The sequence below is a fragment of the Pseudomonas sp. genome, from assembly GCF_026224925.1.
GTDB lineage: Bacteria > Pseudomonadota > Gammaproteobacteria > Pseudomonadales > Pseudomonadaceae > Aquipseudomonas.
The window spans coordinates 1-14,724 of sequence record NZ_JAMFRV010000587.1 but is presented as its reverse complement, the minus strand read 5'-3'; the positions used below and the strand labels follow the sequence as shown (position 1 = coordinate 14,724).

Annotated in this window: 13 protein-coding genes; 5 read left to right on the top strand and 8 right to left on the bottom strand. The window is 53.7% G+C overall.

Features of this window, described 5'->3' with window-relative positions:
* Both M0974_RS24555 and yedA read right to left on the bottom strand, forming a co-directional pair.
* Positions 1–765, bottom strand: a 765-nt coding sequence (locus M0974_RS24555) for a DEAD/DEAH box helicase (RefSeq protein WP_297843132.1), incomplete at its 3' end; no start/stop codon positions are given.
* Positions 766–804: 39 nt separating this feature from the next.
* Complete coding sequence (gene yedA / locus M0974_RS24550; RefSeq protein WP_297843128.1) at positions 805–1,749, bottom strand: drug/metabolite exporter YedA; 945 nt, start codon at positions 1,747–1,749, stop codon at positions 805–807.
* A 162-nt stretch (positions 1,750–1,911) separates the two neighbouring features.
* Between yedA and M0974_RS24545 the strand changes: the two genes are divergently transcribed.
* Positions 1,912–2,391, top strand: a complete 480-nt coding sequence (locus M0974_RS24545) for an Lrp/AsnC family transcriptional regulator (RefSeq protein ID WP_297843135.1) — start codon at positions 1,912–1,914, stop codon at positions 2,389–2,391.
* Here the strand turns inward: M0974_RS24545 and M0974_RS24540 are convergent.
* The 3 genes from M0974_RS24540 to M0974_RS24530 form a co-directional block, all read right to left on the bottom strand.
* The gene (locus M0974_RS24540; RefSeq protein WP_297843125.1) at positions 2,376–2,987 is read right to left on the bottom strand and encodes a PolC-type DNA polymerase III; all 612 of its coding nucleotides are present in this window, start codon (positions 2,985–2,987) and stop codon (positions 2,376–2,378) included. The genes M0974_RS24545 and M0974_RS24540 overlap by 16 nt on opposite strands.
* Positions 2,988–3,038: 51 nt before the next feature.
* Positions 3,039–3,518, bottom strand: a complete 480-nt coding sequence (locus M0974_RS24535; RefSeq protein WP_297843122.1) for an NYN domain-containing protein — start codon at positions 3,516–3,518, stop codon at positions 3,039–3,041.
* Positions 3,519–3,708: 190 nt separating this feature from the next.
* Complete coding sequence (locus tag M0974_RS24530; RefSeq protein ID WP_297843119.1) at positions 3,709–4,521, bottom strand: DUF2076 domain-containing protein; 813 nt, start codon at positions 4,519–4,521, stop codon at positions 3,709–3,711.
* Positions 4,522–4,716: 195 nt separating this feature from the next.
* On the opposite strand from M0974_RS24530, the gene M0974_RS24525 reads away from it, so the two are divergent.
* From M0974_RS24525 to M0974_RS24510, 4 genes are all read left to right on the top strand, one after another.
* Entirely contained in the window at positions 4,717–5,388 is a 672-nt protein-coding gene (locus M0974_RS24525; protein WP_297843116.1) for a YciC family protein, read from the top strand.
* Between the two features lie 90 nt (positions 5,389–5,478).
* On the top strand, positions 5,479–6,561 hold the full coding sequence (locus tag M0974_RS24520) for an endonuclease/exonuclease/phosphatase family protein (protein WP_297843114.1): 1,083 nt from the start codon (positions 5,479–5,481) through the stop codon (positions 6,559–6,561).
* 855 nt (positions 6,562–7,416) lie between these two features.
* Complete coding sequence (drt4, locus tag M0974_RS24515) at positions 7,417–9,066, top strand: antiviral reverse transcriptase Drt4 (protein ID WP_297843112.1); 1,650 nt, start codon at positions 7,417–7,419, stop codon at positions 9,064–9,066.
* A gap of 605 nt (positions 9,067–9,671) precedes the next feature.
* The gene (locus M0974_RS24510; RefSeq protein WP_297843109.1) at positions 9,672–10,334 is read left to right on the top strand and encodes a hypothetical protein; all 663 of its coding nucleotides are present in this window, start codon (positions 9,672–9,674) and stop codon (positions 10,332–10,334) included.
* A gap of 140 nt (positions 10,335–10,474) precedes the next feature.
* Here M0974_RS24510 and M0974_RS24505 read toward each other — a convergent pair whose 3' ends face one another.
* The 3 genes from M0974_RS24505 to M0974_RS24495 form a co-directional block, all read right to left on the bottom strand.
* A complete protein-coding gene (locus tag M0974_RS24505) occupies positions 10,475–12,247 on the bottom strand; it encodes an SIR2 family protein (protein WP_297843107.1) in 1,773 nt (590 codons plus the stop codon).
* Positions 12,248–12,575: 328 nt separating this feature from the next.
* A complete protein-coding gene (locus M0974_RS24500) occupies positions 12,576–13,298 on the bottom strand; it encodes a class I SAM-dependent methyltransferase (protein ID WP_297843104.1) in 723 nt (240 codons plus the stop codon).
* Positions 13,299–13,435: 137 nt separating this feature from the next.
* On the bottom strand, positions 13,436–14,724 hold a 1,289-nt coding region (locus M0974_RS24495; protein ID WP_297843101.1), incomplete at its 5' end, for a DUF3732 domain-containing protein.

The window sequence follows — 14,724 nt, the reverse complement described above, 5'->3', positions numbered from 1 at the left end:
GATACGGGTCTTGGCGAACACCAACACCTGGCCCCAGTGCAGCTTTTTCAGCAGATGGATAAACAGCTCGGTCTTGCGCTTCTTGTCGACCGGCACGACCCATTGCTTCACGGAGCTGGCGGCGACGTTACGCGGGCTGACTTCAATGGTCAGCGGGTCGTCGAGCATCTGCCCGGCCAACTGCCGAATCGCATCGGAGAAGGTCGCTGAGAACAGCAGCGTCTGCCGGCGCTTAGGCAAGGCCGCATAGATATCACGCAGTTCTTCGGAAAAACCGAGGTCGAGCATGCGGTCGGCTTCGTCGAGAACCAGGATTTGCAGCTGATTAAATTTCAGCGCTTTCTGCCGATAGAGATCAAGCAGGCGACCTGGGGTTGCCACCAGTACATCGACCCCGCTGCGCAGCTTCATCATCTGCGGATTAATGCTGACGCCACCGTACACCGCGTAAGTTTTCAGCGGCAGGTTTTCGTTGTACTGCTCAATATTTTCGTGAACCTGTTCAGCCAGTTCGCGGGTCGGCACCAATATCAGTGCGCGCACCGAGTTGGCCGCCACTTTCGGGCCTTCCATCGTCAGGCGTTGCAGCAACGGCAGAGCAAAGCCTGCGGTCTTGCCTGTGCCGGTCTGGGCGGCTGCCATCAAGTCGCGGCCGGCCAGCACCGGAGGAATCGCCTGTGCCTGCACAGGCGTCGGAGTCTGGTAGCCGAGGGCCGTAACGGCACGCAACAAGGGTTCGATCAGGCCGAGAGTGGCGAATGTCATGGGGATACCGTAGGGGAAATTCAGCGCAAGGCGCGCAGTTTACCCTGTCCGCACCGATCCAGCCTGTTCCTGTTCTTGTTCCGATAGCACGGGCTGAGGTTGCGGCCGATTACGCCACTGCGGTAAGCCAATCAGCACCACGGCGCTGATGATCACCGCCATGGCCAAACATTCCTCAACGCCAATGTGTTCACCCGCAAACAGAATACCCAGCAATACCGCTACCGCCGGATTGACGTAGCAATAGCTGGTCGCCGCGGCGGGACGCACGTTTTTCAGCAAATACATGTAAGCGCTGAATGCGACGATCGAGCCGAACACCACCAAATAGGCCAACGCGCCCCATCCCGCAGCGCTGGGCATGTGCTCCAGGCTCTCACCGCGATAAGCGCTGCCCACCAACAACACGCCGCCAGCCACGATCATTTCTGCCGCGCTGGCCATGGGACCAGTGGGCAGCGGCAAGCTTTTGCTCCACACCGAACCGAATGCCCAAGACGCCGCCGCGAAGATCACTAATCCCGCGCCATACGGACTCGATTGCAGATTGGAGCCCATGTTGAGCAGGGCAATACCGATCAAACCGAGAAAAATTCCCGCCCACTCCAGACGCGTGTTGCGATGCCCCCAAAACAGGCCAAACAGCAACGTGAACAACGGCACTACCGCCACGGACAGCGCCGCAACGCCAGATGCCACGCCCGCGTGCTCAGCCAATGTGATGCCGCCATTGCCACACGCCAGCAGCAGAAATCCGATCATGCCCGCTGCCCGCCACTGCTTCCATGTCGGTGCCGGGCCCCCCCGAAAGCGCAGGAATGCATACAACAAGCTGCCGGCAATGCTGAAGCGAATACCGGCCAACATCAGCGGCGGCCAAGACTCGACGCCAATGCGGATCACTAGGTAGGTTGAGCCCCAAATCACGTAAAGGGCGAAAAAGGCACCGATCAAGATCAAGGGAAAGCGGCGAGAGTTAGGCATGTTGTGCTCATAAGTCCATTTTTATGGTGACTTATCTTATGAAAGCAACAGGTCAAATATAAGGAGCAAAACCTGTTTATCTCAGCCATACAGTTTTTAAAACACGGTTTTTTGGCTTATAAACAGTCTTTTCGAAAGATGCTGACAGGGTGTGTGATGACGCTGGATAAATACGATCGAATATTGCTCGATGCCCTGCTGGAGAATGGTCGTGCGTCGTTTGCGCAACTGGCACGGCTGGTCAACCTTTCGGCACCGGCCGTGGCTGAACGCGTGGCCAAGCTAGAAGCCTGCGGCGTGATCACCGGCTATGAAGCAAAAGTGGACATGGCAAAAGTGGGTCTGCCGATTCAATGCGTGATCGAGTTACGCCTGGCCAGCCACGGCAGCCAGCAGACCTATGACGAGCTGGCGCGAATTCCCGAGCTGATTCAATGCCACCGAGTCACCGGCGACCCGTGCGTGATCATGCAAGCGGCGGTCGGCTCGATGCCGGAACTGGAAGGTTTGATTAACCGCATCGCGCAGTTCGGCTTCAGTAAAACGTCGATCGTGCTGTCGACCGCCGTGGAGCGACGCATGCCGCTGGGTCATTTAAAAGTGAGCAGCAAAAGCGAAGCCCGCGATCAAAACCCGCGCTGACGTTTCAGAGCTTCGCTGATTTTTGCCGCCGGGATTTTTTGCAGCGAGCACAAAAACTGGTGCGAGACCCCGGAAATACCGTGGGTCTGGCGTAGCTCATTGGCCAAGTGCACGGTCAGGTTGGCGGCCATTTCCGCATCGGCCATGGCCCGGTGAGCCTTGCCCGTATTGGGCAGCCTGGCGTAGGTGGTCAGCGTGCCGAGCTTGTGATTCGGCGCGCCAGGCATCAAGCGCCGCGCCAGTAGCATCGAACAGGCAAAGCTCTGCTCACGACTGCGTTGAATCCGCGACAGCTCGTAGTCCCAGAATTTCTGGTCAAAAGAGGCGTTGTGCGCCACCAACGGCGTGCTACCAACGAACTCAGCCACTTCCTGCATCACCTCAGTAGCCGGCGGTGCGGTGCGCAGCATGCTATTGCTGATACCCGTCAGCGCTTCGATGAACGCAGGAATATGCACGCCTGCATTCATCAAGCTTTGGTAACGCTCGACGATGCGCCCCTGCTCCATGATCACCACGGCAATCTCCGTCGCCCGGCAACTGTGGTTGGGGGAAATGCCCGTGGTTTCAAAGTCGATGACAGCGATACGTTCCAAACGTGGTCCAACCCTTTAGAAATTCGATAACAAAAAACAGTGTTCAGACGCTTAGTTCTTAAGCAGGAAAGCGCCCTCAATCGGCACATAACGGCTAGCCGCGCGGATCAGCGAGTTGGCCGTCAAGCCCGGCACGCCGTAAGCAATCGCCTCGACGCCATGCTTGCTGATGATGCGCTCAAGCAACAAGTCAAAGTCGCCGTCACCAGATGCCAACACCACTTCGTCTACATGGGGTGCGACATCCATGATGTCGATGGTAATGCCAACATCCCAGTCACCCTTGGCCGAACCATCGCTGCGCTGGATATACGGCTTGAGTTTCACCGTGAAGCCAAGATTGCGCAAAATCTGCTGGAATTGTTGCTGCTTGCTGTCACCGCGGTCGATGGCATACGCATAGGCTTCAACGATCTGCCCGCGTTGGCTGATGTCAGCCCACAAGGCCGCGTAGTTGAAATGACAGCCATGGGCTTGGCGCACGGTGTAGTAGAGGTTCTGTACATCGGCGAACACAGCGATTTTTTTCACCGGATATCCTCATGGCGCAGGCGCGCGCAAGCTGGCAGCAACGACCCAGGAATTGAATCGGCGCTCAGTATGCCAGTTTGAGGACGGTTTTGAAGAGCGAGGGCGAGGCATTATCCGATCGGCTGTCATAACCGGCGAAGGTCATGACAGCCGAATTATCGGCCTCAAACGGTGGAATCAGATGCCTTGATCAGACGTAGGAGTCATCGTCATCGTCGGAAAAACCGCCGCTGTCGTTGTCATCGTCGTTGTCGGCGAAACCACCACTGGAGTTATTGTTGGCAAACGAGTCGTTATCGCGCTGGTTATCGTTACCCCAGCCGTTACCGCCGCCGTTGTTATTGGGCTGCTGTTCAATAACTTCGACAATTTCCTGCGGCTGCTGGTTGTGATGAAACATGCTGCTGATGCCTTCCGCCAGCATCACGCCACCCGCCACACCGGCAGCCGTTTTCAACGCACCACCAAGGAACCCGCTACCAATCGGCGCGGCTGCCGCTGCTTGCGGCTGATATTGACCTTGTGGCGGACCGTTATAGTTGCCTTGCGGGGCGTTGTTATACGGCGGCGGGCTTTGCGAAGGCCCGGACTCACGCCAGCCGCCAGACGATTGCTGCGGCGATGCCGGGCGCGGTTGCGAGAACGACGGCTGCTGGGCTTGAGGCACCGGATCACGCGAGCTGCCGAAGATGCTCGACAGGAATCCGCCGCTGCTTGGCGCTGGGGCTGACTGAGCTTGTTGCAGTTGAGCCTGGGTTTCCTGCAACTGGGTTTGTAGCTGGGCCACTTGCTCGGCGAGCTGCTTGTTTTGTGCATCGAGCTGCTTGATCGCTGCTTCTTGCACCAGAATCGTCTGTGTCATGTAGTACGGCACAGCCGGTTGCTGAGTCAGATGCTCCTTGATCCGTGCTTCAGCCTGCGTATCACGGGCGGCCGAGTCCGCTTCGGCTTGTCTCAATTTAGAGAAAAGACCATCGATCAGGGTTTGCTCTTCGCTGTTCATGGCGACCTCGTTAGATTGCCGTTAAAAAACATCGTCTGCCCACAATGGGCCAGACGTATCAAAGTAATGGGGCTAAACCCCGCCGTTTCAATAGACCATTCAAAATGTTACCGCCAGTACGCTGAACGTAGGCTGTTGGCCGCTCACTGGCCATACGCTAAAGTGTCGGACTGCTTTTGCCTTGCGATCTGATTGATGAATCCGCTGACCGTTCTACAAGACTCGCTTTATTTTTTCCGGCGCAACCTGACCAGCATCGTGATGCTGTGCTTGCCGCTGGTGGTGCTTGAGGCCCTCAGTAAACAGGCACTCAACAACGCGCTGGCAGCCGATGCGTCGCAGGTCTATGAACTGCTGATCGGCCTGCTGTTTTACCCACTGTATACCGGCGCGCTTATCCTGTTTCTCGATGCCCGCAGCCGCAGCGAGCAGCCGCGTAAACGCGACTTGCTGGCGATGACGCTGCGCATGTGGCCTACGTTTGCGGTGCTCTCTGCCTTGAGCACCCTGCTGATCATGTTTGGTTTGTCGATGTTCATCGTTCCCGGCATCTGGGTCATGGTCAAACTGGCATTTTCCGAGTATTTGCTGGTGCTGCGAGGTATGACGCCACTGGCGGCCATGCGCGAAAGCATCAAGATGACCCAAGGGCATTTCCTGCGCATTCTGGCCTGTGTCTTGTGCGTTTACATTCCGCTGTCGGTACTGGAGGGCGTTAGCCTGTTCATCCTGCCGGACCCACTGAGCATGCCGGTTTCGTTACTGATCGACAGCATCACCAGTTTCTTGCAGCTGTTTACCAGTGTGGTTATTTTCCGCCTGTTTATGCTGATCAACGAGCCACCGGAAAAAGGCCTGATGTTATAGCGCCCTGCCCCTTTGGCAGCCGAACGGTTATGCTCGGATTCATCTTGCAACGATTCAGTTATTGAACGCCCTGCGTTCTAAGTCGAGCCGATGACCCGATTATTGCGCGGCACCTTGCTTGGCCTAGTGTCGATTGGCCTGCTGTGCATTCTCATCTACAGCCTGACCTGGCACCCCGCCGCCCGGGAACCGGGAACCTTGGTCTGTAGAGGCAGCGCCCCGGTACTGGTGCCTGGCCAGGCGCTGAAGGTCATGACGTGGAACATCCAATCCCTGGCCGGCAAGCGCTATGTATTCTGGTACGACATGGCGGACGGCAGTGGTCCGGACGAGCGCCCCACACCTGAAGACATCGCCTACAACCTTGACGAAGTCGCCCGGGTTATTCGCGACGAGCAGCCAGACATTGTCCTGTTGCAAGAAGTGAACGACGGCGCCAAGAACACCGACTACGATAATCAGCTGGCACTGCTGCAGGAACGGGTCGCTGACTTGTACCCGTGCAGTGCGCAAGCATTTGATTGGAAGGCTGACTTCGTTCCAGACACGCATATATTTGGCAGCGTCGGGATGAAACTGGCGACATTGAGCCGTTATGAAATCGAACACGCTGAACGCATCCAGTTGCCGCGACCTGCTGGCAACTTCATCCATCGCCAGTTTCAGCCGAAACGCGCCCTGTTAGTGAGCTATTTGCCGTTACGTGACGGCGGGCAAATAGCCGTAATCAATACTCACCTGGATGCACCCAAGCCAAACGACGACACCCTGCAGCGTCAGGTTCAGGCGACCAGTAAATGGCTGGACACGTTTGAAAGTCGCGGCACGCCGTGGCTGATCGGCGGCGATTTTAATCTGTTACCGCTGGGTCAATACCAGCGATTGGCCCCGGAACTGCGCGAAGAATACGCCCAAGACAGCGAGTTGCATGAGCTGTGGGACAAATACCCGATGATCCCCACCAACGCCGAATTGGGCGGCGTAGACCGTCGGCAATGGCTGACGTATTTTCCGAATGACCCGAGAGTTGATGGGCCGGATCGGACTGTGGACTACTTCTTCTACAGCCCCCGGATCAAGCGCATTGATGCGCAAGTGCGGGAAGAAGATACGCTGCTGATATCTAATCATCTGCCAGTGATTGCGCGGTTTTTGTTGCCGGTGTTGCCGTAAGCCGTTGCGCCATAAATCTCTGTGGGAGCGAATTTATTCGGGATCGGTTTCACATTCTCCATCGCCTGCGCCTGACACGACGCCTTCCCGAACAAGTTCGGTCCCACGGATTCTCGGCGTGGCTCTGGATTGGGGTAATCCACGAACCCGGTGGGAGCGAACTTGTTCGCGAATGGAACGACTCGGTGTACCAGAAAAACCGAGTTGCCTGCTCTCCAAAAAGTTAGCTCTACAATTTGCGTCGCATCACTTCCGCGGCTTAATCCGCGCGGTCGGTTCTGCCACTAGCGGATCATCTGGCCAATAATGACCCGCATCACCTGAGCGCTCTGAAGATTGACAGCCTCTAGGGCCCAGAAAACTTGGCCATTGCCGAAAACGCTATTGACGCAGGTTGACAGTCAATCCATGCAGGAGCGATTGACAACAGTCCGCAGAAAACTCATCGCCATTGACATCAAGAAAACACGAGCTTGCTCATTCGACCTGAATGGATTGACAACCCAACATGGCGAGCATGAGCGAGGAGGCATTCGGATACCAGCCTGACGTGGGAAAATTCGCACGGATTATTTTCGCCGCAATCCGTTCCACAATGACTCAAGCAATTGGTTAGGCCATGCGCTTGAAATATGGCGAATGGTTCACCTGCATTACTTGAATTTTTAATCTCACCTCCTGAAAGCCGCTAAAGATAAGCACGAGCTTAATCACTTACAAACCGGCTCGACAATCAAGAAAACTTGAGCGACTATCACAATACTACATAAATCTGAAAACCAGCCAAAGACAACTAACCCACACAACCTCAAACACACCAGTTGCCGGCCAAGCATCTCAGGAGACATGAAGTCCGTGAAAGAATTTACCAGCCCGGTATCAAATATTGCAGTATTTCATGACGCGGAAAGGCACTTCTTAGAAGCCCTAACCCGCTGGAATTACTTTCCAAATCAAAAAGATTCATCGACTGAACTACCGCCTTGCTTTTCAACAAGAAGATTCACTCCGGAAATTGCTGAAGAGCTGGCAAATGTAGATTTAACCAGAGAGCGTAAGGCCTACTGGTTCGACCTCGTAGAATACAGAGCTACACGATTCAACAACGTTCCAAGGGTGCTCAGTCTGATACACCCCCAAGCCTACTCACGAATATACTCGAGGCTGAAAGAGAACAGACAAGAAATGCTCGAGCTGATGGAGGATGAAAATAGCGCCATTACTGCCGAACAGCACAATGATGGCCGCATGTTTATTATGAACTATGAAGACCATGAAACTAAAACCAAAAACACTTTGGAGATTAGTTTTGGCGCTGGGTTCCGAGCTCATGCTGACGTGGCCAATTGCTTTGGCTCTATCTATACACACTCACTGGAATGGGCTATTCAAGGTTATGAAGAGGCCAAAGAGCGTCTACGCGAACGTGGAGGAGAAAAGCACTGGAGCTCCGCCCTCGACGTTGCGCTTCGAAATGCAAAACGCAATGAGACTTCGGGCCTACCTGTTGGCCCTAGCTCCTCAAGCATTGCGGTAGAAATAATTCTAGCTGCAGTTGATAGAGAGCTGGCAGGAAAATTTCGGTTTGTACGCTATATCGATGACTATACTGCATATTGCGAAACACACATTCAAGCTCAGGAGTTTGTTCGTGCGCTCAGTAACGCCTTGTCGCGATATCGTTTAACGCTAAACCTTAGCAAAACTAAAATCACTGAACTACCTGAGCCTTTGATTGACTCTTGGGTTACTAAATTAACCAATGCCACCCCTTGGAGAACTGACTCCAATGGAACCTTGACCCTACTTACTCATGAGGCCATAAATTTCCTTGACTATGCCGTACATCTGAATAAGGCAGAGCCCGACGGCAGTGTATTGAAGCTAGCTGCAGGTCTAATTTGCCATAGAGCCCAAGGTGATACAGCGGCAACAGTATTCCAGTATATTCTCAGCCTGAGCTGGCACTACCCAATACTATTGCCATTGCTTGAAAAAATCGATGCCACCTCGGACTACTACGACAAAGAAGCCGTAGCTAAAAAACTCAATGGAATACTCGAAACTAATGCCTTGCACCGCCGGTCGGACGGTATGTGTTGGGCGCTGTATTATTTGAAACAACTAAATTCCCAGCCCACCCCCAAAAATATCGAACTGGTTATTCAGACTGCTGACGCTACAGCAATTGCGCTGCTTAGTAGCTTCGATGCTGGTGTAGAAGCTGCATTAACGTACGCAAACCAGGTTATTGAAAACTGCACCCTATACGAACTTGATCAAAGCTGGATCCTTCTATACCAGCTTTTCTTCCATGAGAAGATAGATAACCCGTACGCGGACGATCCGACATTCGAGATCCTCAAAAAACATGATGTCCAGTTTTTGAATTCTCCTAAAAAGGACTCCAAAGCTGAAGACTATTGCTTCTATTATTCGAACCCTTTTAGAGAAGAAAATGAATTCCCGGTAGGGTTTCAGGACTACTTAGACGGAAAGTATTAACCGCCAAGCTAACCCTCCGAGGACTTTAGGCGCAATGCACTACGATGGCGTGCGGTGGATATAACGCTCTTCTTTGGGAGCATTAAGGGTTCAATATGAGCTTGGTGTGCCTTTTTTGAGCATTACGCCGTAGCTTTCGGGACTTGCCCCCTCCGGGCGCGGGTGTCGTGAACCAAATCCCGGCTCCGCCAGGCTTTGACCCTGGCGGGCGTCCATCCTCAAGCCTCTGGCCCATCGTGGGCCGGCGCGCTCCGCTTGCTTGGCCACAAGTTGCAGGATAGTGTCGGAAACAATTATGTCGAGGCGCTCCTCAGTTGTGCCAATTGATAATCCTGTCCTGTCCACACGGATGTCGCTCTACCTAAAGCGCATAGCCATCTATGCGTTTGTATTGCAGTGTGCGATAAACGCGGCACAGCGCCTGGCTACTGTATTGATAGCGATAGCAATTACCCGTCTTGCCTCCCAAGGACAGACCGTTAGCGAGAGATAGGCTTTCCTATCAGGAAGTTTGTCGCGGGGCTGCTCGGCGTTCGCCGCAGCATTCAGGGCGCTCATGAACTATTTTTTGGACAGCTGAGTAGCGGTTAAGCATGAGAACTACGATGGACGATCAAATTACACCGCTTCAGGAGCTCAGAATCCTTCTCTGCTTGATCCGTCATGCAGACGCAAAAGGAAGCGTTGATTTCGACAACCCCGACGTCACGGACACCCTGGGTAGCTTGGTCTGGAACTGGAACGCAATGGAGTTTCTGCTCTATAAGCTCGATGAGGCTGGGGTGATCGATTATTCCGAAATCGGCGAGGACGGCTTCAAACCAATCATTCTGTGCATCGTCAACGATGACACGCATCGGTACGTAGCCGGGTTGGCTGAGAAAACTGAGTCGGACTACGTTGCCCTAGACAAGCGCATCACCGACATCCTTACCTTCAATCCCAGCGCGCTGACTAATCGAATCACCGACACGAAGCGTCAGATTGAAGAGGTCAAAAAACATGTGGCATCAAACGACCTTCTCAAGCCTCTGGCGGGCCCTTTGCGCGAGATCCAGAGCCACTTTGACAGCATCAGCGTCGTTTCAGAGGGCTACGAGCACATCTACAAAAACATCATTCGCCCTGTTCAAGAAGAAGGTAAGTCTGGCGTCAAAGCTACGGTGAAATGGGCCATTCTCAGCATTCTGATTTCGACAGCGATCTCGCTGGCTATCAGTAACTGGTTATTCCTGAAAGATGGATTCAGGACTTTCTTCGCCGCTTGACGACCAGCGGCTTCGCTCATTGCGGTAGTGATTTCCTGACTTTACGGGCCTGCTGGGCTTGATACGTCGAATGTCATCCAGGCTCAGCAGCGGATGTTGTGCTGGAATGATGCCCCTAGGTTGCCGGTTCCTCACTTACCTCACCACCTAGACAAACGCGTCAATCCCTCTAGGAATCGCTGAAGGTAGCTTTCACTCCCGAGTGCAAATCCAGCTGCAAGCAAGGGCGCTTTGTATTCGGGGGCGGAGTACTCATGAACAAAGCGGGAGATTGTTTCTGAGTGCCAAGAGAGGCGACCCATAGCGATTTGTCGAAATTTACTTTGCTCGATCATATTGTTGAGTGCTTCTTCAGTTACGTCGTGCTTTTGAACGAAATACAAGAGGCTGAGAAATTCGAAGCGCTCATAGAGCAGTTCGGGGTCATGAACGCCGGCGAACGTTGGTGCCCATTTAGGAGATATGACGGCGGCCAGTCGATTGGATAGAGGCGTTTTGGCGTTGCTCTGCCCCTCTAAACTCTTCCAATGCGCTAAGAGGCCGTTGCCGGACTCCATATAGAAAGGCGAAAGCTCTACCCCAATCCAGCCTGGCATTTCGCGCCGGTTGATCAACGATGTACTAAGTACGCTGTACAGCACATCTAAGCGATTTGCTCGGGTCAGTCCAAGGGCATAACCATACAGAACCAGTGCTGCCGGATAGTTTTTCACGCGCAACCAATGGACAAGCCCGGACTGCTCTTTATTGGCTTCGGCGTATAGTCCTTTGACGGAATCCAGTACCAAACTCAGCTCGGAGCCGGCGCCCCAACGCCCGAGCGCCGTAGCAAGGAGTGCGAGGGGCTCAACAGTGGCCTCGTACAGCAGAGCCCAATCATTGAACGTTTGATTTCTCACATCTGCTCGACTTTCGAAAAGAGGTGCGAAATCAGCGATAGTTTGCCTTGTTTGAGCTGTTACCAGGTCATCAAGCTGAATCCTATGCTCTGGCCGAGCCATGAATCGCTTGGCCATCGCGATGGTCAGTTCGACGCTAGAAGGATTGGGCTGACGGGATTGCTGGATAGTCTCAAGTTTCAGATTCATGGCGTCGAAAAACGTGTCCGCATCGGTACCGCTGACCACTGTAGCGCGCCGGTGTGTGACCAGCTCCTGACCTCGCTCGGACAGGCTGCCGCGTGCGAGCCAGTACGTCGGGTAGCGACGAGAGGGCGCCCTCAGGAATACTGCTCTCAGGGCGTGATCCCATTCCCCAGACCACCCGGCAACGATCATTCCAAACTCATCGATGATACGGTCGAGCAGTACGTTGTACTCAGGGGGATAGTCACCTAGTTCCACATCCGTATTGAGAATCCTGGCGTCTTTGTAGTCACCATGGATCTTGAGGATGAAACACTCCGCGTGTGTTAGTGGCTCCGCCCCTGCAAGAGTGTAGACCGAGCTGATGATCGTGGGCTCGATGCCGGCGTCACGCAGTGCGTTCTCCATCAGTCTGTCAAAGTTGGTAGTGACGATGACGCGCACGTGACCTGCTTTTACCATCTCTGCGATCGCACGATGGGCTCGGGTGGGCACCTTCAGGCCGTCCTCGAACTCTTGAGCAGTAGGTTCAAGAAAGCTCTGAACGATCGCCCGGCGCTCGCTCTGGGTGTCTGCCAATGTCTCCAGCAGAGTGGAATAGTTAGGTTGCTGCCCTGTCTGACCTACATACCACGCCTGCCAGTCATCTTGCTCGCCGACACCCGACGCAATGCCGGCACGCTTGACCAACTCCATCGTAATTTCCCAGCCTGTGGGGATGCCAGCTGAACGGGATACCCCTGACCCTAGAAGCACTGCATACACGCCTTTGTTCTCATACATCGAGAATGCGAGCTGAGTTGTAGGGTCATTGGCGAAAGCTGGCATGGAGTAGTCCTTTGTGTTTCTGGAGCTCACAGGTATCAGGAGCAGCCAGTGGTGTCCTTGGTTGCGGATCATTGTAACTAATAGCGTTCATCTAAGGAGGGATCACCGCTCGGGCCTGCTGCCTTGGATAGCCGTTTCCTCCATGCACTGCACAGGGGGGTAAGCGCTGCGCAATAAAACTGCAACCAACCTTTACCGGCCAATCTCCATGGCCAAGTATCCCTCCAACAATGGCTCTGTCGCCTTGCACCATTGGATCAGAAAGGAATGCAGAAACAACAAAGCCCAGCAGTGAGGCCGGGCTTTGCAGATGGGTACGCCGGAGGCGTTACGAGGTCTTGCGACGAGCGAAGATTGAGGTGATCGCCAGAGCCGTTTCACCGCCCTCGAAGTTGGGGTTGTGGGCCTGTCCGTACTCGAACGTACTGCCGGTGCGATCCCAACGGGACACTTTCACATCGTAGACCTCAAAACCTACAGGCTCGAACACGTACTTGTCGTAGTCTGCCTTTTGGCTCTCGAAGATCTCTGCATCGCTACAGGAGGTCGCGATCGTGCCCCGGTTCACCAAGTTGATGATGTCCACGGAGGCTACGGACACCTTGTCCGAGACAATGACATCCTCGATGCGCTCACGGTACAGTTTGCTCTTCTCGTTGACGTCCAGCTCACCCGAGGTGCGCGCGAAGATGTCTTCCCCATGCGACCCGATAAACCAAGCCACGACAGCCTTGGGCTGGAAATCTGTGATGACCTTGAGGTCTTCGTCCTTGAGCTCGAAGAGATCGCAGTGGTGGATCTGCGCGCTCTGGCCGGCTTCCTTCATCTGCGCCGAGGCTTTGGCGATCAGATGCTCGTTGTTGTCCAACGCCAGGACGGCTCGCCCGTCGGCAAGGTACTTCGTGCCGTTGCCGATACCGCAGCCAACCTCCAGCACGGGTACGAAGGGGATCTGCTGCGCGAGCTGCTTGTATATATTGTGCGACTCAAAGGACTGAGATTCGCGCTCCCATATTCCGGAGTATTGGACGGCGTTCGAAAGCTGATACATGCTTTTTTCCTTAAGGCATACCTAAACTTATAAATCTCAAAAAGCACTAAAGGCTTCATAACACGTAATTTACTTGCGCATACGTACCTGAAGACTCTAAACCTTCAGTTTGTGAGCAAACATTTCAAAGCCGCTAATCAGTCAGCGATAAAACCACGCGTTCGCCACTGCTCCCTGACATAATCACCGAAGCTATAACCTTCCCCAAGGTCTAGTCCGTCGGCGTGATCACAAACGATAATCTGCGGCCTCATACCAGTTTGCTCTGCAGTATCATCACAGAACTTAGCAAGTTGAGTAAACATGTTCGACACCGCATCGATGTCGTCGTGCAGTGCGACACCCTTGGTGTCATCAGGCCTTAAATTATCAGCCACAAATACCTGGCCATCATCCTTGGAAGGGAAATAAACCTGTGTAGGTTGATCAAGGAAGAGAATCGGCGGAATTTTGCACTTATCGGCCCTGGCAGCAAATTGATAGTGCAGCGCCATGAACAAGGTAAGGTGCGAATAAACCCAGTTTGCACCACTTCCCATAGACCTGAGGAAAACTTTTTTGAAAGCTTCTTTCTCATGCCACAAGTCGAAGCTATTTACGTCAAACTTCAGCGATCCAGTCTTGTACGTTTCTTCGAAGTGAAACTTCTGGCCAAGCTCTTTCATTTTTTTGTTGATGTCTCTCGCCAGCCTGTCCAACTCGATATCAACATCAAACTCATCAAGCTGGGCTTGGTATTTCTTAACCTGCGCCTCCCAATAATCCTTCATCTTCTTCAAGTCAGAAGGCGGGTTTTCGATGAACTTGTCGATTTCGATCTCAAGCAGCAGCTTCGTTTTCTTCGGAGCATCCTCCAACGAGTTGGCCTGGGCCAGTCGATTTTCCTGCTCTTCAAAAGGCTTGAGGGAGGTCTGGACTTCTTTGAGCTTCTGACGAAAGTCCTTGATATCTTTCCTCAGGTCGCGACTCTCCTGCCCCAAGCTTTCCCGCGCAAACGACGAAAGCTTCAGTTCAGTGTTCAGCCACTCGATGGCCTGTGTCAGCTTGTTGGCCTGATCCTCCGGGATATCGGAGTGAGACTCGCACACTGGGCAGAACGTGTGCTCAAGGTTCGTGGAGCGGGGAATCGTCAGCGACGCATACGAGGCGCCAATCCCCTTCGCTTGCTCAACAGATCGCTCAAGTAGATTGAGTCGACCTATCGCCGAACGCAGGTCGGCCAGGTGTTTTGCCTTTTGGTCACGCAGCGAGTTGAGCGTCTTCTCGTAATCATCGGCCAGCCCATCCACGGTGACCGGGATACCTTTCATCAGCTTTAGCGCTTGACTTGGTTTGATGAAAATCTCATCAGCCGTCATCTCGAACAGAGGAACTCCCGCGAGTGCTTGGTACTCCGCGAGGAGTTTCTCGAACTTCCCAACCGTTT

Coding starts and splice junctions, on each gene's coding strand:
- yedA (WP_297843128.1), bottom strand. CDS start 1,749: ATGCCTAACTCTCGCCGCTTTCCCTTGATCTTGATCGGTGCCTTTTTC.
- M0974_RS24530 (WP_297843119.1), bottom strand. CDS start 4,521: ATGAACAGCGAAGAGCAAACCCTGATCGATGGTCTTTTCTCTAAATTG.
- M0974_RS24525 (WP_297843116.1), top strand. CDS start 4,717: ATGAATCCGCTGACCGTTCTACAAGACTCGCTTTATTTTTTCCGGCGC.
- M0974_RS24520 (WP_297843114.1), top strand. CDS start 5,479: ATGACCCGATTATTGCGCGGCACCTTGCTTGGCCTAGTGTCGATTGGC.
- M0974_RS24510 (WP_297843109.1), top strand. CDS start 9,672: ATGGACGATCAAATTACACCGCTTCAGGAGCTCAGAATCCTTCTCTGC.
- M0974_RS24505 (WP_297843107.1), bottom strand. CDS start 12,247: ATGCCAGCTTTCGCCAATGACCCTACAACTCAGCTCGCATTCTCGATG.
- M0974_RS24500 (WP_297843104.1), bottom strand. CDS start 13,298: ATGTATCAGCTTTCGAACGCCGTCCAATACTCCGGAATATGGGAGCGC.